22 protein-coding genes are annotated in these 26805 nt (G+C 58.1%); 16 read left to right on the forward strand and 6 right to left on the reverse strand.

What is annotated here, in order from left to right:
• Positions 1 to 194: 194 nt before the first annotated feature.
• Positions 195 to 3605, reverse strand: coding sequence for a PSD1 domain-containing protein (locus JNK74_16230; protein MBL7647731.1), 3411 nt, complete (start codon positions 3603 to 3605; stop codon positions 195 to 197).
• Positions 3606 to 4092: 487 nt separating this feature from the next.
• On the opposite strand from JNK74_16230, the gene JNK74_16235 reads away from it, so the two are divergent.
• Positions 4093 to 4935, forward strand: a complete 843-nt coding sequence (locus JNK74_16235) for a sugar phosphate isomerase/epimerase (GenBank protein ID MBL7647732.1) — start codon at positions 4093 to 4095, stop codon at positions 4933 to 4935.
• Between the two features lie 187 nt (positions 4936 to 5122).
• On the opposite strand, the gene speD is transcribed toward JNK74_16235, so the two are convergent.
• Positions 5123 to 5569: an adenosylmethionine decarboxylase gene (gene speD, locus JNK74_16240; protein MBL7647733.1), complete on the reverse strand. Its 447-nt coding sequence runs from the start codon at positions 5567 to 5569 to the stop codon at positions 5123 to 5125.
• 1028 nt (positions 5570 to 6597) lie between these two features.
• On the opposite strand from speD, the gene JNK74_16245 reads away from it, so the two are divergent.
• The 4 genes from JNK74_16245 (at position 6598) to JNK74_16260 (ending at position 13855) form a co-directional block, all read left to right on the forward strand.
• Positions 6598 to 7101 (forward strand): MgtC/SapB family protein, encoded by a 504-nt coding sequence (locus JNK74_16245; protein MBL7647734.1) that lies wholly within the window; start codon positions 6598 to 6600, stop codon positions 7099 to 7101.
• 155 nt (positions 7102 to 7256) lie between these two features.
• Positions 7257 to 10964 carry an SUMF1/EgtB/PvdO family nonheme iron enzyme gene (locus JNK74_16250; protein ID MBL7647735.1) on the forward strand — a complete coding sequence of 1236 codons (3708 nt, stop codon included), beginning with the start codon at positions 7257 to 7259 and terminating at the stop codon, positions 10962 to 10964.
• 487 nt (positions 10965 to 11451) lie between these two features.
• Entirely contained in the window at positions 11452 to 12888 is a 1437-nt protein-coding gene (locus tag JNK74_16255) for an MBOAT family protein (protein MBL7647736.1), read from the forward strand.
• A complete protein-coding gene (locus JNK74_16260) occupies positions 12857 to 13855 on the forward strand; it encodes a hypothetical protein (protein ID MBL7647737.1) in 999 nt (332 codons plus the stop codon). Before JNK74_16255 ends, JNK74_16260 begins: the two co-directional genes overlap by 32 nt.
• A 191-nt stretch (positions 13856 to 14046) precedes the next feature.
• Here JNK74_16260 and JNK74_16265 read toward each other — a convergent pair whose 3' ends face one another.
• Complete coding sequence (locus tag JNK74_16265; protein MBL7647738.1) at positions 14047 to 14499, reverse strand: Hsp20/alpha crystallin family protein; 453 nt, start codon at positions 14497 to 14499, stop codon at positions 14047 to 14049.
• A gap of 388 nt (positions 14500 to 14887) precedes the next feature.
• On the opposite strand from JNK74_16265, the gene JNK74_16270 reads away from it, so the two are divergent.
• The 7 genes from JNK74_16270 (at position 14888) to JNK74_16300 (ending at position 19795) form a co-directional block, all read left to right on the forward strand.
• Entirely contained in the window at positions 14888 to 15271 is a 384-nt protein-coding gene (locus JNK74_16270; protein ID MBL7647739.1) for an exosortase system-associated protein, TIGR04073 family, read from the forward strand.
• A gap of 111 nt (positions 15272 to 15382) precedes the next feature.
• Complete coding sequence (locus JNK74_16275; GenBank protein MBL7647740.1) at positions 15383 to 15652, forward strand: hypothetical protein; 270 nt, start codon at positions 15383 to 15385, stop codon at positions 15650 to 15652.
• Positions 15652 to 16509, forward strand: a complete 858-nt coding sequence (locus tag JNK74_16280; protein ID MBL7647741.1) for an HDOD domain-containing protein — start codon at positions 15652 to 15654, stop codon at positions 16507 to 16509. The genes JNK74_16275 and JNK74_16280 overlap by 1 nt, the downstream gene beginning before the upstream one ends.
• An 80-nt stretch (positions 16510 to 16589) precedes the next feature.
• Positions 16590 to 17663, forward strand: a complete 1074-nt coding sequence (gene recF, locus JNK74_16285; GenBank protein ID MBL7647742.1) for a DNA replication/repair protein RecF — start codon at positions 16590 to 16592, stop codon at positions 17661 to 17663.
• 41 nt (positions 17664 to 17704) lie between these two features.
• Positions 17705 to 18172: a GNAT family N-acetyltransferase gene (locus JNK74_16290; protein ID MBL7647743.1), complete on the forward strand. Its 468-nt coding sequence runs from the start codon at positions 17705 to 17707 to the stop codon at positions 18170 to 18172.
• Positions 18173 to 18273: 101 nt separating this feature from the next.
• Positions 18274 to 18624, forward strand: a complete 351-nt coding sequence (locus JNK74_16295; GenBank protein ID MBL7647744.1) for a DUF721 domain-containing protein — start codon at positions 18274 to 18276, stop codon at positions 18622 to 18624.
• 70 nt (positions 18625 to 18694) lie between these two features.
• Positions 18695 to 19795, forward strand: coding sequence for a DUF4268 domain-containing protein (locus JNK74_16300; protein ID MBL7647745.1), 1101 nt, complete (start codon positions 18695 to 18697; stop codon positions 19793 to 19795).
• A 770-nt stretch (positions 19796 to 20565) separates the two neighbouring features.
• On the opposite strand, the gene JNK74_16305 is transcribed toward JNK74_16300, so the two are convergent.
• Positions 20566 to 22005: an ISNCY family transposase gene (locus JNK74_16305; protein MBL7647746.1), complete on the reverse strand. Its 1440-nt coding sequence runs from the start codon at positions 22003 to 22005 to the stop codon at positions 20566 to 20568.
• Between the two features lie 194 nt (positions 22006 to 22199).
• On the opposite strand from JNK74_16305, the gene JNK74_16310 reads away from it, so the two are divergent.
• The 4 genes from JNK74_16310 to JNK74_16325 all read left to right on the forward strand — a co-directional run bounded on the left by JNK74_16310 (position 22200) and on the right by JNK74_16325 (position 25278).
• Positions 22200 to 23450, forward strand: coding sequence for a hypothetical protein (locus tag JNK74_16310; GenBank protein ID MBL7647747.1), 1251 nt, complete (start codon positions 22200 to 22202; stop codon positions 23448 to 23450).
• Between the two features lie 13 nt (positions 23451 to 23463).
• The gene (locus JNK74_16315; protein ID MBL7647748.1) at positions 23464 to 24495 is read left to right on the forward strand and encodes a hypothetical protein; all 1032 of its coding nucleotides are present in this window, start codon (positions 23464 to 23466) and stop codon (positions 24493 to 24495) included.
• A gap of 177 nt (positions 24496 to 24672) precedes the next feature.
• Complete coding sequence (locus JNK74_16320; GenBank protein ID MBL7647749.1) at positions 24673 to 24909, forward strand: hypothetical protein; 237 nt, start codon at positions 24673 to 24675, stop codon at positions 24907 to 24909.
• Positions 24910 to 25005: 96 nt separating this feature from the next.
• Complete coding sequence (locus JNK74_16325; protein ID MBL7647750.1) at positions 25006 to 25278, forward strand: hypothetical protein; 273 nt, start codon at positions 25006 to 25008, stop codon at positions 25276 to 25278.
• A gap of 232 nt (positions 25279 to 25510) precedes the next feature.
• Here the strand turns inward: JNK74_16325 and JNK74_16330 are convergent, their stop codons facing one another.
• Together JNK74_16330 and JNK74_16335 are read right to left on the reverse strand one after the other, a co-directional pair.
• Positions 25511 to 26335, reverse strand: coding sequence for a hypothetical protein (locus JNK74_16330; GenBank protein ID MBL7647751.1), 825 nt, complete (start codon positions 26333 to 26335; stop codon positions 25511 to 25513).
• 139 nt (positions 26336 to 26474) lie between these two features.
• Positions 26475 to 26768 (reverse strand): hypothetical protein, encoded by a 294-nt coding sequence (locus JNK74_16335; GenBank protein ID MBL7647752.1) that lies wholly within the window; start codon positions 26766 to 26768, stop codon positions 26475 to 26477.
• Positions 26769 to 26805: the final 37 nt, after the last annotated feature.

Genomic DNA, 26805 nt, shown 5'->3' on the forward strand with positions numbered 1-26805 from the left:
TCTTATGGGTCTTATGGGTCTTATGGGTCTTATGGGTCTTATGGGTCTTATGGGTCTTTTGGGTCTTTTGGGTCTTTTGGGTCTTTTGGGTCTTTTGGGTCTTTTGGGTCTTTTGGGTCTTACAGGGCTCTGGCGTCTTGGCTCATATGACCCATACGACTCATAAGACCCATTCTTCGCAAGTCGCTTTCCACCTAATCCACAAACATAAACTCGTTCGACATCAACAGCACCTGGGCGTATTTTCCCCAGGGTTCGATAGGCGGCGGGGGTGGTCCCTGGAAGCCCAGGCGAGAACGCCATTCGGTCTCCCGTCCCGCGCTGGTCTTTCCATCGGCGGGAGCGAGCACGTGAATACGGGGGTGCCAGGTGAACGAATCAAAACTCTGATTGGCCCCGCAGTCAACGACCAGGTCAATCGTGTCGCCAGCCTTTACCGACAACCCGTCAAAGGTACTTGCCGTACTGCTGTTGTGTGCGCTGCCGCGCCAAAGCACCTGGCCGCTTGAAGTTACTGCGGAGGCAAAAACGCCATCGCCCTCTGCGGAGCCGTGTTTCAGGTCGCCGTCCATGGCGATCGTTGCATCGTAGGGCGCGGTCCAGCGCCGCACCACCGCGAAACCCGCCGGACCGGGGTGACCGCCGTGGGAATTCAACGAGGCCCAGTCCGTTGCAGGATCGGGTAGCGTGGGGCCGCCCTGCCAGGCGGTGCCCGTGAAGTGGGGCATGGCCGTGAAGGATTCCAGTGCGCCGGTGGCCGGGTTTACCGCGCCATAGCCATACTGCCAGCGAGGATGGGAGAACGCGTCGGGGGAAGCCGTCTCCTGGTGCTCAACGAAGCGTTTGCCCAGCGCGATTTCGTCGGGCGCGGGATCGCGTTGGAAGACGGCTTGATAGAGCGCGGCGATGCGATCTTCGGCGCTCGTCTTTTGCGCGACCGAGTCGCGTGCGGCAAGCTTCTCGGCCTGTTCCACGAGGAAGGGGCTGTTCATCAGGAAGAGGGCCTGCTGGGGCACGGTCGTGTTCACGCGCATGGGCGTGTGAATGTCCGGGCTCGCAAAGTCGAAGGTGCGGAAGACCGCCGGAAGATTCTGGCGTTCCACCTGACCATAGATTGTGCGGCGCGTGGAGAAGGGGGGTTCCACGATGGATACCCCTTCGCCGCCCATGGTCGTGTCCAGTCGGCCCGCGGCCAGGAGCACCCCATCGCGCATGGACTCGAAGTCGAGGCGCTGCCGATTCTGCCGCCAGAGCAGCCGGTTCTCCGGATCGGCGGCCGCACCGTCGGGCCGGGCGAGGCTCTGCTGCTGGTACACCGCCGAGCGCATGATCATCCGGTGCAGGTTTTTCACGGACCAGTTGCCGGCCATGAATTCGCTAGCGAGATAGTCGAGGAGTTCGGGATGGGTGGGCAGATCGCTGCGCGCGCCGAAATCACTCGGCGTACCCACCAGCGGGCGGCCGAAGTGGTGCATCCAGACCCGGTTCACCATCACCCGCGCGGTGAGCGGGTTTTCGTGGGTTGCAATCGCGTTGGCCAGTTCGAGACGGCCACTGCCGTTGGTGTAGGGCTGCGACGCGGGGGTTGAGAGTACGTCGAGGAATTTCCTCGGCACATCATCGCCCTTGCTGCCGGGTTGGCCACGGCGAAACACATAGGGGTTGAACAACTCGCCGTCCACCAGCGCCATGGCCCGGTTCGGCCGGCCGGGGTGAGTATTCTTTACCCGCGTGATGGCATTGTCTTTGTCGCGCATCTGCCCCTGGATAGGCACTTCACTCAAATTCCAGACGTCGCCCCGGGGAATGTTGGCGGGGCTGTCCTTGCCAAAAAGAACTTGCCGCACCGCTTCCTGGTTCACATCGGGAAGCGCCTGGGGCATATCGCCGGCACGTTCCGGGTTATTCAGGGCTATTTGTTGACGGGAAGCCAGCAGGTCCGCCCAGTCCTTCGATGCGTCGCGGAGCGCATCCACGTAGCGCTGGGTCACCTCGTCCATCGACTTCGGCGCATCGCCTTCAAAGCGTTTGGCGATGCGCGGGTTCACCTCGGTGCCGTTCAGCGACTTGCCCGCTATCTGCGCGGCCAGTTCGGTGCTTCTTGCCGCAAATTCGGCCTCGGGCAGCGCGCGGTAGGCGAACCAGGGGCCGAGTATGGGATGGGGTTGCGCCGAGAGGGCCTTCAGATGATCACGCCAGCGCGTCACAAGTTGCCACTTCACTTTGAGGTCGGCGGCCAGCACCCGCAGTGTCGGGTCATCCATGTCCCAGGCCTTGTGTGCCGCCGTGAGGTAGGTGCCGATTTGATCGCGGCAATGCGTCAGCAGGTCGCCCTGGATCTGATCCACCAGCGCCTCCTTTTCCGCCTGCTTGCGGTTGAACTCGGCGAGAAACTCCTGATACTTCGGGTCGTCCGGATTGGGCTCTTCAATGAGTGGCAGCTCTGCGGGCTCCGTGGAACTGCGGAAGATGCCGTAGAGACCGTAATAGTCCGCCGCGGAAATGGCGTCGTACTTGTGGTCGTGGCACCGCGCGCAGGAAACCGTTAGGCCCTGCATGCCCCGCATGACCACGTCGATGCGGTCATCGGTGATGTCGTGAATATTGCCGACGAAGCGGCGCCCGAGCGAGAGATAGCCCAGCGCGGCCAGGGGGCGCTTGTCGTCACCCAGGTCCATCAGGTCCGCCGCGAGTTGCTGCTTGAGGAAGGTGTTGTAGGGCAGGTCTTCATTGAAGGCCCGAACGACATAGTCGCGGTAGGTGTGGGAAAAGCCGAAACTCCGCTCTTCCTGAAATACATAGCCCTTCGAGTCGGCGTAGCGCGCCACGTCCAGCCAGTGTCGGCCCCAGCGTTCGCCATAGCGCGGCGACGCAAGCAATTGCTCGATTACCTTGTCGAAGGCCTCGGGACTTTCATCGGCTTCGAAGGCCCGTACTTCGTCCATGGTGGGGGCCAGGCCCGTCAGGTCCATGTAGGCCCGTCGGATCAGCGTGCGCTTGTCCGCTCGGGCCGATGGGGTGATCTGCTTCCCCTCGATTTGTGCCAGGATGAACTGGTCAATGGGGGTCTTCGCCCATTCTTTCGTGGTTACTTCCGGCGCGGCGGGCAGTGCAACCGGCTGGAAGGACCAGTGGGACGCCTTCGCGGCCGCGACCCGATCCGCCCAGGCGGTCTCCTTGTTTGCCGCCACAATTTCTTCGCCGCCGGGCCAGGGACTGCCCATGCTGACCCATTCCGTGATGGCGTCGATCTGTTCCTGGGGCAGCTTCGCGTCCGGGGGCATTTTCAACTGGGTATCATACTTGATGACCTGAAGGATGCGGCTGTTCGGGGCCTGATCCCCCTCAAGCAGCACCGGACCGCCCTCGCCACCCGCCAGCATGGCCGAGCGCGCGTCGAGGCGCACCCCCGCCTTTTGTGTCTCGGGGCCGTGGCACTTAAAACAACGGTCCGCCAACACGGGGCGGACCTTGGTCTCAAAGAACTCGATGGCCTCGGGCGATGGTTCCGCCGCGCGCGTACTCAGGGAGCACGTGAGGGTGGCCACCGCAGCCACGAATCGGGCAAATTGTGTGGAATGGATAGTCGTCGGGCGGTACTTCAAGATGCTGCTCCTGCGTTATCCCATATATCATCCCCGATTGTTGGGAAAAGTTTCAATGCTAAACAACGATCTCGGGCGAAAAATTCGCAAAAATACCAATAAAAGTGCGCAAGACACCGGTGTCAGGGGGGGTTGCTGCGATTGGGGGGCTTTGGGTGACCGAAGCCCCGGGCAGGAGCTCCGGGTGGGGAATGGGTCTTATGGGTCTTATGGGTCTTATGAGTCCTTTGGGTCCTTTGGGTCCTTTGGGTCTTATGAGTCCTTTGAGTCCTTTGGGTCCTTTGGGTCCTTTGGGTCCTTGGGGTCCTTGGGATCCTTCGGGTCCATAATGCAGTCACTCTTCCCATCTCCAGCCTCCATTTGCCTTCCGGCACGGCCATCCGTATAGTGGCAGGGCCCTTTGGCGGGTGGCGATTACGCACGCCGGGCATTTCTCAAACACGCGGGCGCTCCGATGAGGGATGCGCTGACAGAAGGAGAGTTACCCATGAAAGTCGGGATGAATCTGTTGCTCTGGACCGGCGGCGCCGATGAGAGTCATCTGCCCCTGCTTGAACAGATTAAAGGCTGGGGCTTCGATGGCGTGGAGTTTCCCATGTTTTCGGCCGATGGATCCCCCTGGGCTAAACTGGCCGCCAAGTGCGACGAACTGGGTCTGGGCCGTACGGCGGTGACCGTTCTACCCGGCGGCACGAACCTCATCGGTGAAGACGAGGCCGAGCGCAAAGCGGCCGTCGCCCATCTCAAGTCCTGCATTGACGCCTGCGTGGTGCTCGGTGCGGAAGCCCTCTGCGGCCCGCTGTATAGCCCGGTGGGCCGGCTGATCGGCCGTGGTCCGGTGCCGGACGAGATGGACAGGGCGATTCAGGGCTTCCGCGAAGTGGGCGCGTATGCCACCGAAAAGGGTATCAAGCTGGCCATCGAGCCCTTGAACCGCTTTGAGACCTATTTCCTCAACACCCAGTCGGATTCCGCCAATCTTGTGCGCGCCGTGGGCATTGAAGCGGTGGGCGAAATGTTCGACACCTTCCACGCGAACATCGAAGAGAAGGATTTTGCCGAGGCGATTCGCGCGGGCGGCAACTGCATCAATCACGTGCATATCTCCGCCAATGACCGCGCAACGCCGGGCGACGACCACATTGATTACGACACCTGCTTCGCCGCCCTGAAGGAAATCGGGTACGACGGCTGGATGGTGATCGAGGCCTTCGGTTCCTGGATCCCGGATCTTGCCGGCGCCACCTGCATATGGCGTGTCATGGCGCCGAGCGAAGAATACCTGGCCACAAACGGTCTCAAGATGATCCGCGAGAAGTGGGGGGCGTAACGGCACGGACTCGCGCCCGTCCCTTGAATAGAAATCGCCGCGCTCCAGCCATCTGGAGCGCGGCGATTAAGTTTTACAGTGTTTCGCACCCTGGGTCAGCCGCCCGGGGCACGGGGAAACTACCCGACCCGAGTTACGGATTGGTACCGTATTCGGGCCGTCCGACGCACCGCTGTGGAATCAGCGGTTACTCGTGCCCGTTCGCGCTCGTCGCGAGTTCGAACGCTTCGGCACGAAAGGACTTCAGGGAGACAGCAATCTCAGGCGCTCTAAAGCGCTCGCCGGGTGTATGGAACCGTTCGCAATGCTGCACGGTAATATCACCCAGATCGAGCATCTCCTGCATATACGCCAATACATCCCGGGGGTCGGTATTGCCGCAGGTAAAGATATCCAAGGCGAGGAGGCCTTCGTCCGAATACGCATGCGCGGAACAATGGCTCTCGTCCAACAGGACCATGGCGGTGAAGCCAGGTGCGGAATTGTGCCCAAAATGGTAGCGAACCTGGGAGATGACGGTCGCACCGGCGCGTTCCGCGGCCGTTGCCATCGCCTTCAGTACAGCTTTGTCGTCGCCACAGACTTCCCGGGGCACATTCACGCAATCGATGAGAAGGTGTCTTCCTTTAGCCAACGTATAAATCCTCCTTTCGAATACCGCAACACTGCGGTAAATCGCAAGAGTTAGCCGGGTTTCTAGTCACGGCAACCTAGGGTAAAAAATGGCAAGAACACACTTACGGCCTTGTCATTTAATAAGCGTGGTGCAGGACCCAAGCCTGCGGGACGAAATCGACGGCTGGCGCGGCGCCCGGAAGGGACCGGCCTGCCCGGAGCGGTACAGGAGGAAGTTCCGCCTGCAAAAAGTCCGGGGAACCATCCATTATATTCAATTGGTCACCCCCCTGGCAACCTTGTGGGGGCTGATTTTTCACCAGCGGAATTTCAGGGATCTCATTACACACCGGGGGCCGAGAATATTCACCCCGTCCCACCACGACCTTCTCCCACGCCATTGCCCCATATGCGGAAAGGCCGTCAGCGGTGGGAAGGCGGGCTTCCCGAAACGACGGCCCGTTCGGACCCCGGTATCCGGCACGGTGTGCCGGCGCGGCCCCAGCGGGGCAACCGGGAGTGATATCGAGGCTATAAGAAGCTAGGCGTTCCATTCAGGGTTCCGTAGACGTTGCTTTTTCGGCTGAAGCGCACCGCGCAGGCACAGCGCTATAGAGAGCGTGCGGCGCTGGTGGGGAGAGGGCAAGCAGCCAGACGTATGACGGTCCAGCAGGCTTAGCAGCACTTCCCGCGTCAGCCGGGACGTGCGATTGGTAATTCGTCGTCCTTCAGCGTTCATCTTCGGTCTCCTGAATGATCGGTTGTGATCGCGCATACATTACATGGAGAGGAAAAGCAATAACAAGTTTCAAGATATGTTTTTTTTGGGGACTCCCCCGGCCCTCCCCACCCCTCGAAATCGGGCGGAACGGCGTGAATCGCACCGCTGTGGGGGCTGGCCGCACCACGCGATCGAAAACCTGTTATAGTTAGGACAAATGGCGAAAAATTCCACGGTTGACCGTACCTGTCGCGCCGGGTTGGAAGGTGAAACGCGTCTTGGAAGCTCTCTATCTCAAACTGTACGCCTGGGGCGAAAGTCCTTGGATTTCCGTCGCGCCCCTTTCGTGGATCGCGCTGTTCGCCTGCCTCATTTCGGGGGCCATCATCGGGCTGGAGCGACAGTGGCAGGGAAAGCCTATCGGCATTCGTACGAGCGTGCTCATTGTTCTGGGCACCTATGTTTTCGTCGATATCGGCTTTGTCACCAATAACCCCAACACCGATCCCACCCGTATCATCGGGCAGGTGATCACCGGGATCGGCTTTCTCGGCGCCGGGGTCATGCTTACCCGCGATGGTATGGTGGTGGGGGCCACTTCCGCCGCGAGTATCTGGGTGCTCGCCGCTATCGGCGTGGTCATTGCCGCGGGCTCCCCCTTCCTCGGGGTGAAACTCGCCATGATCGCCGTGGCCATCCTGGTGGGGATTAACGCCCTGGAAGTGCGCTGCGAATGGCTGCAACGGGGTATGCACCGACGAACCGCTTCCCCGCCAGCCGAAGGCGGGACGGAGTCCAGGCCGGATCCCGAGCGCAGAACTGGGAATTAACCGGGATAACAGGCGGTAATCATTACCGTTGCGCGAACAAATTGGTTCCTCCGTGTGATGAAAATCCATCGTATCCTGTATAATCCTGTAGACTGACGATAAAACACTACCGCAAGTGGCGTCTATACTGGCTGGGCTCAGCAGGGAAACTCGTAATGCACGTGCACACTTATTTTCGACGGTTTTCATTTTTTCTTACTTTGGCCGTGGTGGCATCCATCGCCCTCACCAGTTGCCCGCCCCCGACCCCCGAGGAGGAAAGTCTCAAGGTTCTCCTCGCCACAGGAATGCCCGTTGCCGGAAAATCACTTCCCAAGGGCCTTGTCCCTGTGGATGACGCGGCCATCCTGAGTCTCGAAGCCCGGATTCAGGCCATTCGCATCCTTTCGCTGGATGGTACGGAAACCGAGTCCACCAGCGTGCTCTCCAGCGCGAAGACGGTGGATCTCCTCGACTTGACCGACGTGGCGGCGTTGCTCTCCGATACGACCGTGCCCGCCGGGTCCTATAGCGGTGTGGAACTCGTGATTTCGGAAGCGAGCATGGTGCTGGTGAACAATCCGCTGGAGACCATCGCGCTGGCGCTTGCCGATGGCGGAACCTACACCCTGGATTTTGATTTTGAGATTGCGCCGGAGAGTGCGGGCCTGCTCTTCCTCGAGCTGGGCGGCCTGAATGTGCTTGAGGGCGAGGGGGGCAACTTTACACTTTCACCGGCATTGTCCGCCGGCCTGGCAACGGCTGTGTTAAACGCACAAATCGCCGGTTCAATTGAAAGTATCGACAACGCGGCGGAGACTTTTGTGCTCGCGGCGGGCGCGGCCCGATATACGGTCGATTATACAGAGGCCGATATCTTCGTGCCGGGTGACTATGGAACGCCGAGTGGAACCCCCGCCGTATTGTCGGCGGGCACCGACGTGGCGGTCGTGGGAACAGCGGGAGCAAATAGTTCCATCGCCCCTCACACGATTGTGGTGGTTGATCTACCCGGGACGCCGGAAGACGATGAAGGTGATCTGATTACGGTATGCCTCTTAGCCGACGACCCAACGCCCACCGCCCAGACCATCCAAGTCAGCCGCAACCGGCTGGACCAGATTATCGCACTCGGTGGCTTTGAAGGCCCTTGCGACGGGGGCGATCCCTTTACCCTGACTTATGCGGCGGGTCCCGGCGGTACGGTTGAAGGGCTCAGTCCCCAGAGTGTGGCGCCCGGCGCCGATGGTTCCGCCGTGACGGCCGTGCCGCTGGATGGTTTCGCCTTCGTCAACTGGAGCGATGGCAGTACCCTCAATCCCCGCCGCGACCGGGCTGTGGGCGCGGATATTACGGTGACCGCCAACTTTGCCGAGCTCTTCGCGCTGAGCTATACGGCGGGCGCGGGCGGCACGATTGCGGGCAACGCCAGCCAGCTCGTGCCCGAAGGGGGCAGCGGCTCGCCGGTGACGGCGGTTCGCGACGACAGCTTTGTGTTTGACGGTTGGAGCGACGGGCGCACGGACAATCCGCGCACCGATATCAACATAGCGGCGGACCTGGCGGTTACGGCCAACTTCCTGGAAGTTTTCCAGCTCACCTACACCGCCGGTACCGGTGGAACCGTGGAAGGCGTGACCCAGCAGTCGGTTATTGACGGTAATGATGGAACGGCGGTTACGGCGATCCCCGGCGAGGGCTTCATCTTCATCGGCTGGAGCGACGGCGTCGAGGAGAATACCCGCACCGACCTCAATGTGGATGGCGATGTGACGGTAACGGCAAATTTCCTGGCCCAGTACACCCTGACCTACGTGGCCGGAGCCAACGGAACGATCACGGGCGCGACCTCCCAGATTGTGAACGACGGTGAGGACGGCACGGCGGTGACGGCGGTGCCGAACGCAACCTTCGGCTTCGCGGGCTGGAGCGACGGTCGGGCGGACAATCCCAGGACGGATGTCGATGTGGACGGGGACGTCACCGTGACCGCGAACTTCGCCACGGCGATCACGCTGAGTTATGCGGCGGATACCCACGGCACCTTGACGGGCGCCACGGAGCAAGTCATCGGCAGCGGCGGTACGGGTACGGCGGTTACCGCAGTGCCCAATGAAGGCTATGGTTTCGACCAGTGGAGCGACGGCCGAACGGACAATCCCCGCGTGGATACCGGCGCGACGAGCGATCTGAGTGTGACGGCGGAGTTTGTGCCCGCCTTCACCCTGACGTATCTGGCAAGCGAGGGCGGCACCCTTACCGGCGCGACGACCCAGATAGTGAATACGGGCGGGTCGGGTACGGCCGTGACGGCGGCGCCGAACGCCAGTTTTGTTTTTGATAAGTGGAGCGACAATACGAAGCAGAATCCCCGGACCGACGTCAATGTGGTCAGTGATGTGACGGTGACCGCCCAGTTTGTGGAGTTGTTCACGTTGACCTATACGGCGGGCAGCAACGGGAGCCTGACCGGCCCCGCGAGCCAGACCATCCGCGACGGTGCGGACGGGCGCACGGTTACGGCGGTGCCCGCCAACGGCTTCGGATTTGACGGCTGGAGCGACGGCGTCCTGGACAATCCCCGGACCGATCTGGATGTCAGTGGCGACATTTCCGTGACGGCCAACTTCTCCGCGACCTTGACGGTGACCTATGAAGCGGGCGAGAACGGGGATATTTCCGGTGTGTCCATTCAAGATGTCGAGGTGGGCGCGAGCACCACGGCGGTTACGGCGGTGCCGAATGAGGGCTACCTGTTCTCGCAATGGAGCGACGGCAGCACCGACAATCCGCGCACCGACACCGACGTTATCGCCACGAAGTCCTTCACCGCGTCCTTCTTCGAGGATGTGGTCATGCTCCCCGTGCCCGCGGGCACCTTCACGATGGGTCCCCGGGAAGACGGGGATGACGCGCTCTTCGATCTGCAGGACGAACTGCCGCGCCGGGAGGTGACGCTCGACGCGTATGAGATAGGCAAGTTTGAGGTGAACAATGCCCAGTTCGCCGAGTTCATGAACTTTATGCACCATCCCTCGCGCGATCTGCTCAAGCGGCCCAACGGCTCATCGTGGCAAGGTTTTCCGGAGAACGTGTGGTTTTTCGACAGCGCCCTGCCCCGGGTGGTTTTTGCCTTCGCCCTTACCGAAGATGGCATCGACTACGACCAGAACACCAATTCCTTCGTGACCAAAGTGCTGGAGGGTGTCCCGGCCGGTACCTTCTACGACAAGGCGACCCATCCGGTGACGGAACCGACCTGGTACGGGGCGGTACTGTTTGCCAACTGGCTTTCCGAGCGTTCCGGCCTCGAACCGGTCTACGACACGGACACGTGGACCGGCGACTTCACGAAAAACGGCTACCGCCTCCCGTCGGAGGCGGAGTGGGAGCGCGCGGCCGCGTGGGACGGGGAGAAGCACTGGATCTACCCGATTACGAGCGACGAACTGACCACGCGCGATCGGGTGAATTTCCATGTGGACAGCTTCCGGCCGAATCCCGACTACGGCAGCACAAGCTTCATCAATCCGCTGGGCATTATCCAGGACGCGAAAGAGTCCTATACTTCGCCGGTGGGCTGGTTCAACGGCATCAATATCAGCCCCAACGGCAACATCCAGACGGTGGACAGCCCCAGCCCCGTCGGGGCCTACGATATGGCCGGCAATGTGGTTGAGTGGTGCGACGACTGGTATTCCGCGACCTACTACAGTGAAAACGTCACGGACAATCCCCGGGGCCCGGAAGTGGGCACCGACAAAGTAGCCCGCGGCGGCGCCTGGGCCCGACTGGTGAAAAAAGAGAACCAGCGCTCGGCGCGTCGCTTCCGATACGACCCGAATCACTCCGACGGCATCAACGGCTTCCGCCTGGCGCGCTAACGCCCGTGCGGCTTTCCCGAATCTTCGCAACGCCCCGCCCGGCAGTCGCCGCGGCGGGGCCCTTAACAGCCGTGGCGCGGGGCGGTTTCGTACTCGGGTTGACTCACGCGGCGATCCGCGCCGCTGGTGTTTTGAAATCGTATACCGAAACCTTTACAATCCCGCCCACTGTGCAGATGCGGTGATACCTGTCGGAATCTGGAGTTTTCGGGATCCTCTTGCGGTCCACGCCCAGTCGGGGTTTGAGTCTGATTGCGTGCCGGAATTCCGGGGAACAGCGTTGGTTATGGGAGACCTTTCCCCGAGGCGGCCGTTATCCGCGTCCATGGTATTACACAGGGTCCCCCGGGGCCGTTGAATTCGATAGCGTCCATTACGCGACCCTTGTAGTCGGGTCAACCTTTATGGGAGATCCGGTACAGCCCCCGACGGATCTGAATATGCGAACAACTACGAGCCACACGGAAAAAGCGGAAAACCTGGGACCATGCTGTTTAACTCGATAGATTTTCTGCTGTTTCTTCCGCTCGTCGTCGGAGCGTATTATCTCATTCCCCACCGTTTCCGGTGGATTCTTCTCCTCGTTGCCAGCTATTACTTCTACATGTGCTGGAAGGCGGAGTTTATTATTCTCATTGTGCTTTCCACGCTGGTGGATTATGTTGCGGCCCTGGGCATGGAGAAAACCGCCAGCAGTCGGCTGCGCAAGATGTGGCTGGGATTCAGCCTCACCTCCAATCTGGGTATGCTCTTTACCTTCAAGTACCTGAATTTCTTCAGCGCGAGCTTTCAGGAGGTATTCAATACCTTCAACATCGCCTATCATTTCCCCACCTACAATCTGCTCTTGCCGGCGGGTATATCCTTCTATACCTTTCAAACCCTGAGCTACACCATCGACGTCTACAGAGGGCACAAGAAAGCGGAGCACCACTTCGGAATCTTTGCGCTGTATGTCTGCTTCTTTCCCCAGTTGGTGGCCGGCCCCATTGAGCGCGCGGTCAGCTTTCTACCCCAGTTTCACGAGAAGCACGCGCTCGACATCCAGCGGATCGTGGACGGATTGCGCATGGTCCTTTGGGGGCTTTTCAAGAAGATCGTCATTGCGGACCGCCTGTCCATCTATGTGAATACGGTCTACAACAATCCCCACCATTTCGATTCCGCGCCCACGTTTATCATGGCGACCTATTTCTTCGCCTTCCAGATTTACTGCGACTTCTCGGCCTATTCTGACATCGCCATTGGTTCCGCGCGCATGCTCGGTTTTGACCTGATGGAAAACTTCCGAAAGCCCTACGAGTCCAAGTCCATCTCCGAATTCTGGTCGCGCTGGCACATATCCCTTTCCACCTGGTTTCGCGACTACCTGTACATTCCCCTCGGCGGGAACCGGGTCGGAAAAATCTACTACTACCGGAATCTGTTCGTTATCTTCCTGGTGAGCGGACTCTGGCACGGGGCCAACTGGACCTTTGTGATCTGGGGCGCGCTTCACGGTTTCTTCCTCGTCTTCGCACTGATGAGCAAGTCCTTGCGCGAGTCTATTGCCGAGAAGACGGGACTGAAAAAGCACAAGGGCCTGCACGGCGCGCTCCAGGTATTCATTTGCTTCCACCTCGTCTGCCTGGGCTGGATCTTCTTTCGCGCGAACAATGTCTCCGACGCCTTCCATGTGGTCGGCGCCATTCTGAGCCCCAATTGGTTCTCCCTGGATATTTCCAACGCCAGCCATTTCTTCTATGGCATCTGGGGCATTGCTTCGCTTCTGGCCGTGGAACGGCTCCAGGGCAATCGGACCCTGGTCGAAAGTTTCAACCGGTGGCCCACCTGGTTCCGCTGGAGTATTTACTCGTACTGCATCCTACTCATTTTGACGATCGGCGTGATTGATGGCGGACAATTCATCTACTTCCAATTCTAGCGTCAAGCGCTTCGCCCTGCGCGCGCTGCTTGCCGTCCTCCTGGTCGCCCTCATCGATCAGGGGCTCGGCCTTGTCCTGGGAACGCTCTACGACAGAACCCGGGAAGGCGATTTTGGCGGGTGCATCAATCTGACGCTGGAGCAGCGCAATGATGTGGTCGTCTTTGGCTCTTCCCGCGCCAAGCACCACTACATTCCCGACGTGCTGGAAAAATCCACCGGCCGGAGCTTTTTCAACGCCGGCATCGACGCGCAGAATCTCCTGTGCCACTACGGAATCGCCCAGCTTGTGTTGAGTGAATACACGCCGAAGGCCTTCATCCTGGATTTGAACCCGGAGGACCTGCGGGAAGCCGGCGGAACGGCCAGTCTGGACAAGCTCTCGGTGCTGCTGCCTTACTACAAGCGCGGAAATCCCGCGCTCAACGCGCTGTTGCTGGAGCGCAGCAAGTTCGAGCGCGTGCGGCTCCTCTCCGCAGCCTACCCTTATAATTCCATGCTGATGCCGCTCCTCAAGTACACCCTCAAGCCTGATTCCGCCGGCACCATCAAGAGCCGGGGCTTCCTGCCCTACTTCGGATCCGATGTGCTGGAGATTGTGCGGATCGAAGAGGAGAACGCACCGGCGGCCGCCGCGACCACGGCGCCGGCCATCGATCCCTTCCAGGTGCAGACGCTGCGCAAGTTCGCCGAGTCGGCCCGCGAGAAAGGCGTCAAATTTATCGTGTGCCTGGGTCCGCTGTGGGAGAAAAAGGGGCAGGACTTGGCCGACCACACCGCCCTGCTGGAGGCCTACCTGGCGCTGCTGGAGGAGTTGGAGGTGCCCGTGGTTCGCGTGGACAGCGGCACGAACGACATCTTCCTGAAGCCGGAACTGTACAAGGACCGGATCCATATCAACAAGGAGGGTGCGAGCGCCTTTTCCGAGATTCTCGGCGAACAGTTGCGGCCTCACCTCGCCGATTGATTCGGGGCGAAGGGGCCCCCGCTCCTTTAGCAAAGAGCGTATTGAATGACGTTGAAGCCCCGCCCCCGGCACATGCCCGGGGCGGGGCTTCGGTTGTTCCACAGGAAGGAGAAATCGTTTCCCTGTCAGGCGTGGCCTCGTTGGACCACGCTATCTATATGAATCAGGAGCCAGTCTCCTGAGTGAAGACCTCAACTTACTTTCACCTCGATCTGGCGGGGCTTGGTTTCTTCGGGTTTCGGCAGTTTCACGGTCAGTACGCCGTTCTCGAACGTAGCCTCTACTCTGGCACCGTCCACGCCGCCATTGATTCGGAAGCTCCGCTCGAAAGTGCCCTCGGCGCGCTCGTAGCGGCGATAGCCTTTCTCCTCGTGGCGCTCTTCACGCTTACGGCTGCCCTTCAGCGTAATCCGGTCGTCGACGATACTGACCGTGATGTCTTCTTTCTTCATGCCCGGCAGGTCGGCGACCAGCGTGTAGGCATCGTCGGATTCGTGGATATCCACAGGCGGCAGCCACGTCGTGCCCGGCTGCTGCTCCGACGTCGAGCCGGTATTGAACATGCGCTCCAACTGCTGCTCCAGTTCGCCAAATCCGGCCCAGGGGAAGACGTTCGTCCGTTTGATGGGTACTAGCAGGCTCATGGTGATTCTCCTTATGTTGTTACCACGCTGCGGTGGCGTTACTTGTTGACTGACACCTTGGTGAAGGCCAAACCCGTGCCAATCCGGCCTGTTGATGTTGTTAGTGTCTCTAAGGTGTTTTTTATGAGCTATTTATGAGTATCGGGCGGGGCGGATCAGACCCATGTACCAATCGCTTGAACCGTCCCAGAGTCGAGCGGGGTGCTTTGTTTTGCATCACTTGGGTTCGCAGGGACAGGTCCGTGGGGCGCCCGGCGGGAGGGCTTTTTACGTCGGCAGTAGTTAATTGACAAGTACTGGCGGCTGTGCTACACTCCAAGAACCATATTGTTTTACGGGAACGTGTTTGTTTACAGGCACTAACAACAATGGATGTGGAGGGAGCGTTTTGGCTACCAAACACCTGATTATGCGAAGTGGGATTGCCGTGCTGCTGGTAGGGGTGATGCTGTTCCAGGTGTCGCCCGTTTCGGCGCAGTTGTACAATCCGGAACTCGACCTTCCCAAGCCGACCGGGGTTGAAAAATCCCTGACCAAGCTGGGGCGCGGCGTCTCCAACGTCCTCTTCGGCTGGGCCGAAATCCCGGTTACCTTCGACAAGAAGTATAAGGAAGGCAAGCCGCTGGCCTACCTCCTTGGCGTCGTTCCGGTGCTGGGCGGTGCCCGCGCGGTCATGCGCACGAGCACGGGCGTGTTCGAGATGGTGAGCTTTCCCTTCACCGACAAAGCCGTGAACTACGACGCGGTCCTCGAGCCCGAATACATTTTCTAATCCCGCGAACAGGTTCTGTCGCCAGTGCTTGAGGGCAATCTGGCGGACGTGCCAGGCTTCGAAACGTCGCGGCATGCCCGAGGTGTGCCCGTTGGAAAGTGAATCCGCATCGTGATTACGTGGAAAAAGCAGGGCGAGGCGCTCGTGGGCAGTCTTGCGCTGAAGCAAGGTGGCAAGGGCAGCATCATCGTGGTCGGTCCCGCCAGTAATCCCAACGGTGCGACGCTGGTCACGCCGGGCGAGGATCCCAAGAAGCCTCACACCTCCCTGCTGCCTGCAGGCTGCGAATTTCTCACGCCAGGCCAGTATCTTGAAATCCTCTGCATGCAGGAACGGGGATTTGGCACGCGTTCCTTTCCCGCGCTGACAGGGCTTGATTGATGGCACCCGACAACGCCTACGATATTGAAACCCTTCTGGATGAGGTCGTCACCCTCCCGAGTCTTCCCGATTCGGTGGCCAAGCTGACCGAGATGCTCAACGATCCCACCTGCGACATGAAGTCCGTCGCCCATGTGATCTCCTCGGATCCGGCTATCGCCCTGAAGACGCTCCGCCTGGTGAATTCCGCCTACTACGGGCTGGGCCAGGAAGTGACGAGTGTGGAGCACGCCACGGTGCTGCTTGGGGCCAAGGTGCTCAAAAATCTCGCCATGACCGCCACGGCGTTCGACTGCATGAAGTCGAGTGCGACGCACTTCCTCCAACATTCCGTGGCCTGCGGCATTGCCATGAAGTCCATCGTGCTTTCTGGCTGTGTCAAAGGCTTTGTCGGTTCGGAAGACGAGGCCTTCACCTATGGCCTTATTCACGATATCGGCAAAGTCATCCTCGAAGAATACCTGCCCGATGAGTGCGCCGAGATTGAGACGATTGTGCGCGAAGAGCGCATCGCCTGGTATGAAGCGGAACGGCGTGTCATCGGTGTGGACCATGCCGAACTGGGGGCCATGCTTGCCCAGAAATGGAAATTAACGCCGGCGGTGATCAACGCCATCCGCGGCCACCATGACTTGAACGCCTGCGATCCGCAGCACAAAGTGCTGGCAGCCTGCCTTTCCATTGCCAACCAGATGTGCAACCTCAGCGGCTATTACTCTCATCCGGACAATCGCACCGAGGTCGTGCCGGAAACCTATGAAGTGGCCGAGATCGATTGCGCGAAACTGGCCAAGGTTTCCGAGCAGTATTTCAACATGCGGGCTTCCATCGACGAGCTGTTAAACCTCGCGAAATGACGCGCCCCTGCGGGCATGTCCCTTTCTGCCGCAGACCAGTTTGCCGGGCCCGCCCCGGCCATATCCGGTGATCAAGGCCCATGTGGTTGACCCAGCTAACCTGCCGCCGCTTCCGCTGCCTGGACGAACTATCCTTCGCACCCGAGCCCGGCCTGAACATCATTCACGGCGACAACGCTCAGGGAAAGACCTCCCTGCTGGAGGCCCTGCTCTACGTTTGTACCGCGCGAAGCCACCGCACGCTCAACGAGCGCGAACTCGCGCGCCACGGCGAAGAGGGCTTCTCCATCACCGCAATAGCCCGGCGCAGCGATCGCGAGGTGCACCTCGAAGCGCATTACTGGCAGAAAGCCAAGCGCTTCAAGATCAACGGCGTGCCCCAGACCCGCGTCAGCGATATCCTCGGCCGCATCAACACGGTCTTCTTTTCACCGGAAGATGTGGCCCTCGTCAAGGGCAGCGGGTCCATGCGCCGCCGGTTTCTGGACATGGAAATTTCCCAGATTAATCCCCGCTACCTGGGCGCCCTTCAGCGCTATCGCCAGGCCCTCAAACAGCGCAACAGCCTCCTCAAGCAGCACCGACCCGATCCGGCCCTCCTCGAAATCTGGGACGCCCAGCTCGCGCCCGCGGGGCAGATCCTCATGGACGAGCGCGCGGCCTTCATCGCCGATCTCTCCGTGCAGGCCGCCGGGGCCTACCAGCGCATCGCCACCGCCGAGACCCTCACCCTTACCTACACGCCCGACCTGGAGCGTGCCGAAGATTTCGAGGCCATTCTCCGCGATACCCGAGAACACGACATCCGCCGCAAGCAGACCCTTCGCGGGCCCCACCGCGACGATATCGAAATCCTCATCGAAGGGCGACCTGCCCGTGTTTATGGATCCCAGGGCCAGCAGAAGTCCGCCGCACTTGCCCTCAAGCTCGCCGAGATCGAACTCGTCAACGCGAAAACAGGTGAGTACCCCGTTCTCATGCTCGACGAAGTCCTCGCGGAACTCGATGCCCACCGGGCTCAGGCTCTGTTCGAATCGTTGCAGGATAAGGTACAATGTCTCGTGACTACTACCGAGCGCGAACTGACCGACAAGATCGGCGGGCGGCCTTACCGCCGCTACCAGATGGTCGAGGGACGGCTCGAGGCAGAGTAGCGCAGCGAGCGGACGGCAACGGGCAAAGAGGGACAAAAACCATGGCCATATCCTGCAGGCGACTTCAACCAGGGGACATCGCGCCACTTCGCGCACTCTTGAACGTGTTTCGTGTGGCCTTCGGCGAACCGGATTCCGAGCGCCAGTATGAGCCCGACGATGCCTACATCAACACCCTCCTGGGCGACGCCACCTGTGTGGTGCTGGTCGCCTGCAATGATCACGACGAAGTGGTCGGGGGACTCGTGGCTTATGAGCTCAGGAAGTTCGAGCGACCGCGCAGCGAGTTCTATCTCTACGATCTCGCCGTAGACGAACGCTACCGACGCCAGGGCATCGCCACGGAACTCATTGAGCGCCTGGGGTGGATCGGCGCGGCGGCGGGGGGCTACGTAATCTTCGTCCAGGCCGATACCGTCGATGCACCCGCCGTGGCCCTCTACACGAAACTCTGCGCCAGCGTCGAAGCCGACGTGGTACATTTCGATATTGCCATCCGCAACCGGTGAGGGCGATAGGCCCGGGCCAGAGCCCCTGTCCACGCTCCAGAGAAATAGCGTACAATGGACGGCTGTCACCAGCGGAGTGGAACAGGAATCCCGGCGGCCAGATGATGACCGCCACACGACACGAGGCCGAATTGAAGCGCACCAAACCCGAAGGCGTGGGTGATATCCTCGCCAAACTTAAGAAGACTACCGATCTGGGCAAGCACCTGGAGCACGCCGAGATATGGGAACACTGGCCCGAGATTGTCGGCGAGACCGTGGCCAAACACACGCGCCCGCAGGGCATCAAAGAGCTCCAGCTCAGGATAGAAGCCGACAGCGCCGTGTGGATGCACAAGCTCAACTACCGCAAATGGCAGATCATGAAAAAGATCAACCGCATCGCCGGAAAAGAGCTCGTGTCGGATATGTACATCGTGCTCGTGCCCGACGGGGAAGAGATGGGGGAGTAGGGGGCGGTCCCGAGTATTCAGAAGATATTTTTCAAATTGTGAGTGTATATTGCAGAGCAGGAGAATACCAGTGCCCCTCTACGAAATGACCGCTGACACCTTTCGTCCGATAGCTCAGGCTTCGTTTGCCGATCTCAGGATACGAGAGCGGGGAGATCTCCAACGTTTGCTTCGCACTCAGATCGAGGTGCTTGGGGATGACCTCTATGTGCTCACGGAAGAATTTGGCGACTGGGAGGATAGTCGACGTAGAATTGACCTGCTCGCCATAGATCGTCAGGCCAATCTGGTCGTGCTCGAGTTGAAGCGAACCAATGACGGCGGACATATGGACCTGCAGGCTATCCGCTACGCGAGCATGGTGTCCGCCATGACTTTTGAACGGGCGGCTCAGATCCATGGAGAGTTCCTGACTCGTATTGGAGAAGTCGCAGTCGAAGCGCGCGAGCGTATGTTGGCCTTTTTGGGATGGGATGATCCGGACGAGGAGAATTTTGCACCCGATGTTCGGATATTGCTGGTGTCAGAGGACTTTGGGAAGGAACTGACAACAGCGGTACTCTGGCTCCGGGAACGCGATATTGACATCCGTTGCGTGCGCCTTAGGCCCTATCTGGATGGGGAATCAAGATTAATCGATGTCCAGCAAATCATACCCCTTCCCGAGGCGCAAGAGTATCAAGTGCAACTCCGCGAGAAGGAGCAAGCCGGGCGCAAGGTGCGGGTAGAGAAGAGCAACGAGTTCAGCCGATTCTGGGCGGGCCTACTGGTGCTCGCGCGGGAGCGCCAGACGCGCCACGCGCATCTGAAGCCGGGGACGCAACACTGGATTGGTACCACGTCGGGTATTCGTGGTCTAGTGTTCAACTATATCATTGTGCGTGGCTACGGGGCCGTCGAGCTATACATTGATCGGGGTGATGGCGACGAGAACAAATTGATATTCGACCGGCTTCACATGCTGAAGCCGGAGATCGAGGGGCGTTTCGGAACGCAGCTTTCGTGGGAAAGGTTGGACGCGCGGCGGGGTTGCCGGATTAAGTACAGCCTTGATTTGGGAGGCTATCGGATTCCCGAGGTGGAGTGGACTGCATTGCAGTCAGCCATGATCGAGGCGATGGCGCGGCTGGAGGCGGCATTGAAGCCTGCCTTGGATTCACTCGACCTGTAGTGTGATAGCGATTTACTCGTTCCCAAGCTCCGCTTGGGAATGCCGTCCCCGGAGCTCTGCTCCGCTGCGATTGTGGCGTTGAATTGTGCGTTGAACAATGCACGTGATCGTCGGATACGTCACCGCCACTGGCGAAGCGGAGCTTCGAGACCTGCATTCCCAAGCGGAGCTTGGGAACGAGAGAAGGCGAGAATTACTTCGGTGCCGTATGGTGCAGCGATCTCGTCTTGCTCCGCGTCGCGATTCCAGCATCCACTGGGACATGCCGCCGCGTTGAGATGCTCTTTGCTTCTCGGGGTGATGGGTGGGGACTGGGATTCCCTGGCCGTTTGGGGTTCGCATGCGGCGGTACGTCCCCCTCAGGTTGATTCATCCCGACGGGCTCCCGGATACTACGGCGCAAGGTGGGGCGGGTGTATGCCGCGCCATGAGACGTCAAGGCTATGAAGAGGGGTATCGGGATCGATGAGTAGTGATTATAAACCCACGTCGCGCAGGCCGATTGCAGGGTTTTTCCGTAGCATGGCGGGCGGTTCGGTTCGTTGGTGCGTCCGTTGGGATGTGCACCCGAACACGATTTCCTATCTAGTTTCTGTGTCGAATAGCCGTTTCTGGCGCATCCTTCGGAGTTTTTCTCATTCCTAGTTCAGTGTAGCTCTTCTGGATGGCGTCCATAATGCTGCATTTCGTCATCGAACGTCGATTTCCGACGCCTCGGGACGCATCCCTCCGTCGCCCCGCGTTAACCATTCAAAATCGAAGCCGATTTTCTATGTCTCTGCGAGCAGAACGAGGTTGTGGCAGAACACCGCACAGCCCACGCTCGACGCAAAATTCTTATAACCCTTAAAAAGGCATCGATTCAGCTTGAAGGCGCGTTTTAACACGGATATCGTCCCTTCGACACCGGCGCGGAAGGCTTGGCCTGCCTTGAACTCTTCACCGTGCTCTCGCTCTTCCTCTTTCTTGGTCCGCCGGCCCTTCTTGCAGATGGATACGGTCGTGATCTTCTTCTCAAGCCCTTTCAGTTGTTCGACACTCGCATAGAATCCTTTGTCGGCAGCAAGCGTGTCGGGTAGCTTGCCGAACAAGGAGCGATGGGCCTCGAGCGTCGCCTCCAAGAGGTCTTTGTCCTCCTCGCGCTCCGGCATCACTTTGTAGTGGGTGATGAACTTCTCGCCCGTCTGAGCGATCAACACCTTATGACCAAACTCGACCGGCTTCCCGGCCTTGCCCCGCTTCAAGAGTTCGGTGTGCTCCTCAAAGAGGCTGTAGACCTTCTCGTTCGAAGGAACAATCTCGCCATCGAATATGCGGCGCTGGGCCTGGTCGACGATTCGCTCGGCGACGGGGGTGTACAGGACAAGTTCCGACACCTCAAGGATTGCGTGCGCGAATAGCTTTTGAACTTCGTTGCTGATCCCGGCAATCCACGCCACCCGCTCTATGAGGAGTCGATAAGTGCGTTTCACCTGTCGCTGCGTTGCCTTGCTGCGGCTCTTGGCGTTGCGGGCGATGTAGAAGGCGAGTTTCTTGACCTTTTTGTCGTGGTAGCGGTGCGTAAGGCCCAATTTCGGGCACGCCTTTTGAAGGCGGCGCAGCGTACGGCACAGAACCCGGAAACTGTCCCACAAGAGCGAAGAATCGGTGGGGTAGTGAATATTGGACTCATACGCCGTCGAGTCCGTGCGCAACTTCTCGCCACTGATCCACGCCTTCTTCTTCGCGTGCCGCGCCAACGACTGGTTCACCGCATGCCAGGTTTCCCCTGACAACGCGGCAAAAGCCTTGCCCACAAAGGAAAAATCCATCATCGGCTTCGCGAAACCCAGCCCCACGAAGCTGCGTAGGAAATCACTATTCTCGATCCGAACCACCACGTCCCGGTAACTGTCCTGCTCCACAAACATCACCACCAGGCATCGTAGAATCTCTTCAGAAGTATAACCGCTGCAACGGCCCTTTTCAGAAGTCGAGAGCCATCGGCAGAAATCCGAATGCACCAAATCAAGCACCGCCGGGTTCGCCAGCAACAGCGCATTGATGGACCCGTACTTCTTGCGGTACGACGCCACCACTTTCGTCGGGCTTGACGGAAGCTCAAAATCCAGGTAAATTTGACGCACAGTCTTCATTCGCATGGCCTGCTCCTTTCTGTGATTGCCGTCACAGATGTTTTGTCCAAAGGGAGTAGGCCATTCGTTTATCATTTTGTCAATTCAGCTTTCCGCCACAGAAACTAGTTAACGCCGTTGATCGCGAGACCGGGCACTACGACCGCTTCCGGGCCAAAATCGAGGGGTCACTTGATACGGTGAACGAATACCGGAACGTGTTGATATCGGGGGTGGTGACAGGGAAGATTGATGTACGTGAGGCGAAGCACTACTAGGGGATTGATGAAATGGATACGAAAGCACAAGGCGCTTGGATAATTCATCACGCTGGCAAGCTCGAAGAGTACGGCACCAGTGCAGGAATGGATAACTTGCGGAAAGCCGGAAATTGCGGAGTGCTGCTCTCGGCCCTCTCAGCAAGCGACGAACAAAATCAGCTGAGTAACGAAAAGGTGCGGACGCTCGCAGAGGTTGCTGGCCTTGACCTTACGTATCAACTCCCCGCCTTATTAGAAACACTCAAAGACCATGCGTTGATCGATTTGGGACAAAACTCCATCGAGGTGCTTGGGCTGACAACTCGGACTGTTCTAGAGCACACCGGTAACATTTTCAACCATTTGGATCCTAAACCCATTGAAATCGCCTCCCTTGATGCCGCGGAACTCTGTTCACAAGCCCCACGAACCGATGTCGAGTTGGGCAAGTATCTGAGCAATCAGTACCACCTTGCGAGAAAGGATGTTAATCAGTTAATAGAGACGGTCGAAACATACAAGCTTTGCGACATGGAGCCTCTGGATAGTTTAAATAAGCTCTACTTCAACGGCGCATTGTTTCGCGGTGATCACGTAAAGAAGGCGAAAGCCGTTTTGGATTCATTGACGGCAGTCGATCGAACAAACGTTCAGAGTGTCGATCAACTATTGACTGCCGAAGGGTGTATCGAGAAGAAGATTGCTGTGCAGACGCTCGGAGTTAAGCTTTTCAAGAAGTTGCAGTCAATCGGCATGTATGACGTAAATACCGTCAGCAACAACAGAGAGACTGTCGAATACATTACGCGGCCATCGGCCTTCAATAAGTTTGGACGTAGCGACATCTCTGATGCGTTCGATCTGGCCAAGGCATTCGTAGCTTCGCTCGAATACGGGATGAGTCGTAGTGCGTCCGGTCGCGGGCGGATCGTCTTTTTGAAGCAGCTTATGGAAAAGCTCATTGCGGGTAGTGCAATAGGACCATGCACGGCGATCGGTCAAGATTATAGAGTGTTGGAGCTTCGTGGTGTGGTCCAAGTTATCCCGACACGGGGCCAAATGTTTTCAATGCGGCTCCTAAAACGAGATATTGGAAAGTTAGCTCTTCAGGTCCTTCAATCAGGAGATGCCAGCGATCAGTCCCTCACGGTGCTCCCTGGATCGCCGTTGAATGCGTATAGTGGCCCCGAATACAATCGCGTCCAAGCTCGCAAACAGGCTCATGCTGAAAAAATAGATGTCCGTCAAGCGCTTGAAACCCTCCGAACCACGAGCCTTTAAGGAGTAAATGGCGATGGGAGATAAAGGAAATCTCAAAGGTGCGAGGGCCGAAGAGGCGATCCGCAATGTTTTTTTGCATGCGGGTTACTATGTTGTGCGAGCACTGCCCTACAAATTTAAAGATCGTGATGTAACGGATATCGACCTTTGGCTCTATGGCAAGAGTGGGTTGTTCCGAGAGCGTGTCAATGTCGATATTAAGAACAAGAAGACTCCGCAGGCTATAGAGCGATTCTTCTGGGCATTGGGGGTGATGCACGTGCTCCGATTGGATAGATGTATCGTCGTAACGACGGAGAGCAATCCAGCTGTTGTTGAGTTTGGCAGACGCAGCAATGTAGCTGTTATCGATGGTCAGTACCTGCACGATGCCCAAGCCATGCCAGATGCGAGTCGCCTGTCGGAGGAGCAGTTGTTCTCAGCTTTGCAACCGATTGGTGCTGAGGAGCTGGGCAAGGAACTCCTTGGGAGGTATCACTCGGCCAAGGCTCGTCTTCTGACACATATGACGTTTGATGGGTGCAATCTACATATTGTTGATATCAGGAAATGCTTTGAGGAACTAATCGCCTATCCGGGAGTTCAAGATGCGATTCGTCGAGTGCTCTATGCCACCTTAAGCTATTTGGCGGTAACAGTGGACTTCCTTGCCGTGAAGATGGAATTCACGGACTTCGAGCGACGGCAGCACACCATTGAGACAGGGTTTCGTTATGGGACTGCCGGACGCAATCGTCTCGATGAGTTTGGCAAAGTGCTAGACTTGTGTAAAAGGCCGGATAGGCCAGAAGATTCCAATGTGATATCTCAGATCGTCAAGAGTTTAAAAGTTGAGGCGGGCAATCTGCGCGCCGATATTATTGCGGAGTTTATGACGAAGCAGCTTGCTGGATACGGATTGTTCAAATTAGCAGTACAACTGGAATCGCAAGCATTTGCTATAAGCTGTTCGCCTATTGTAGAGCTCCCGACCGAGTTGAAATCGTTTGTTCTGGTACTTGCCGACTTCTTTGGAATTGAACGCACAAAGGTGTTAGCGTGTTAGGTGATATCACAGACGTGAGTGAAGGAGCGCAATAATGCCGAACCCGCACACCGAAAATACTCTCGAATCCGCTTTTACATCTAGCTTAAAGCCCGCAGGCAAGTGACCACCCGAGTTGCCATAGAGCCCGCGCTCTTTCGCTGGGCGATAGCGCGTTCGCGGAAACCCGACACGGCATTGTCCGAGAAGTTTCCGAAGCTCGACACGTGGCTGTCGGGAGAGTCAGCACCTACTTTGAAGCAGTTGGAGGATTTTTCCCAGGCGACCCACGCGCCGTTGGGCTATTTATTTCTGCCCGAACCGCCGGAGGAGCGGTTGCCTATCCCTGATTTCCGGACGCTTTCCGGGACGGCGGTGCGCAGCCCGAGTGCCGACCTGCTGGATACGCTGTACACCATGCAACAGCGGCAGTAGTGGCTTCGGGAGACCTTGGTGGAGGCGGACGGAGAGCCGTTGGGTATTGTAGGGTCGGAGCGGTTTTCGGACCTTCCCTAGGCGGTGGAGGCGGCGATGCGGGAGGCCTTGGGCCTCAAGCGCGGCTGGGCGCGCGAGGTGACCACGTGGAAGGACGCGATCAGCGCGTTGCACCATGCCATTCAGGACTTGGGCGTGATGGCGGTGATCAATGGCGTGGTGGGCAACAACACGCACCGGAAACTGGACGTGGCGGAGTTCCGGGGCTTTGCGTTGTGCGATGCCTATGCGCCACTGATCTTCGTCAACGGCGCGGACACGAAGTCGGCCCAGAACGTCACGCTGGCCCACGATTTGGTCCATGTGTAGATCGGGCGCGGCGGCGACAGTGGCCTAGATCCAAGCTAGTCCACCGGCTCAGCCGGTGTGCATTCATCAGGTTCCGCAGTCCCTTCGGGACTAAATCCTTAAAAATAAACTCTTTCTGTGCTCGAGTGAATCGGCTCCTTTTAGGGGCCTTCCTCATACCACCGGTTCTATCAGTGGTTACTGATTTCACCACAAGTTTTTTTACTCGGCGACTTCCCGAGAGAGCATTATATTAATAGATGGCTGCCTCGATGATTTTCTTTTCTTCGGTAGTGATGGGCCTGAATTTCATGCTATCCACGTACTGCCACAAGTCATCGCGGGCCGGAAGCTTATGGAGTTCACGTAGTTGACTAAGGTGCCACGTTAACTCTAACTGGCTTGCTTCATTTGACGCAACTTTCTGGTCCACTTTGCTCGCTATATCGAATGCAGCATCCAAGTATTTAACTAACTGGTCCCACGACAAGGAAATATATTCTCCTAGCTCAATTCCGATATCTGGAATGTCCCGAAGTACTTTGGGGGTAACAACTCCTCCATTGTGAGCCGCTGCGCAACGTAGCTTGAAAGCATCGGTCCATTCGGTTCTTTGCTGGTCAAGCGAAATTCCGAGGAGAATCTCTACATACTTCAGCATATCCGGAATCGTCGAGCTTCGCAGAACTGGACTACCCAATGCTTTTCCTACAGCGTTTAATTCATATGGTCCGTTGCAATGACCGAGGTTTCCAATATGTATCGTCACCGCTTCTTCGAGATAGGACTCAAGCGACGCGGCTGCCATGACAAGCATGTTGAGACGAAACGCGTTTTCTCTACCTTCAAGTTGATCCCACATTTCGGAGACGGTTTCAGCAAACCTTTTTAGAGCAAATGGTGGCGGCACGTGGCTGGAAACGAGAGCGTCGGGAGCGGCTTGATCTAGTGACAGTCGTAGGTTGTGAGTTGCGAGCTGATGAAACCAGTAGTTTCCACTCAGAGCCGCATGTTTAGCGCGGTACCGTCGGAACGACAGTGTGGGCCACCATTTGTTGTTAGATGCGGCAATATTCATCAGCATGTCTCCACTAGAAGTGGACCCTATAGATTGGACACTGGATCGGGTTTCCTAAGTGTATCCTGTTTGGGATTAAGCTGAAGCCCATATTTGGGAGTTCAAGCCGTGGTATTAGAAATTATGTGGAGATATCTTTTCAAGGGATTGGTGTTTCCTCCTCTGGTTGTGGAACTCCATCCACGCGCGAATCCGTTGGCGCATGGGGCAAGTTCTCGTAGGCGTTCAGGTAAAACTCCTCATGCTTGAAGCTGCGCCACAGGCGTTCGATGAACACATTGTCAACCCAACGTCCTTTACCATCCATGCTGATTTGTATGTCAGCGTCTTTGAGCACTTGAGTGAATGAATCACTAGTAAACTGACATCCCGGGTCGTTATTGAAAATCTCCGGGTTGCCGAAGTGGTGGAGGGCTTTCCGCCGATTTAACAAGGCGTGACGGTCCCGCGTATTGTGGGGACGGTCGCCC

Source organism: Candidatus Hydrogenedentota bacterium, from assembly GCA_016791475.1.
Lineage (GTDB): Bacteria > Hydrogenedentota > Hydrogenedentia > Hydrogenedentales > JAEUWI01 > JAEUWI01.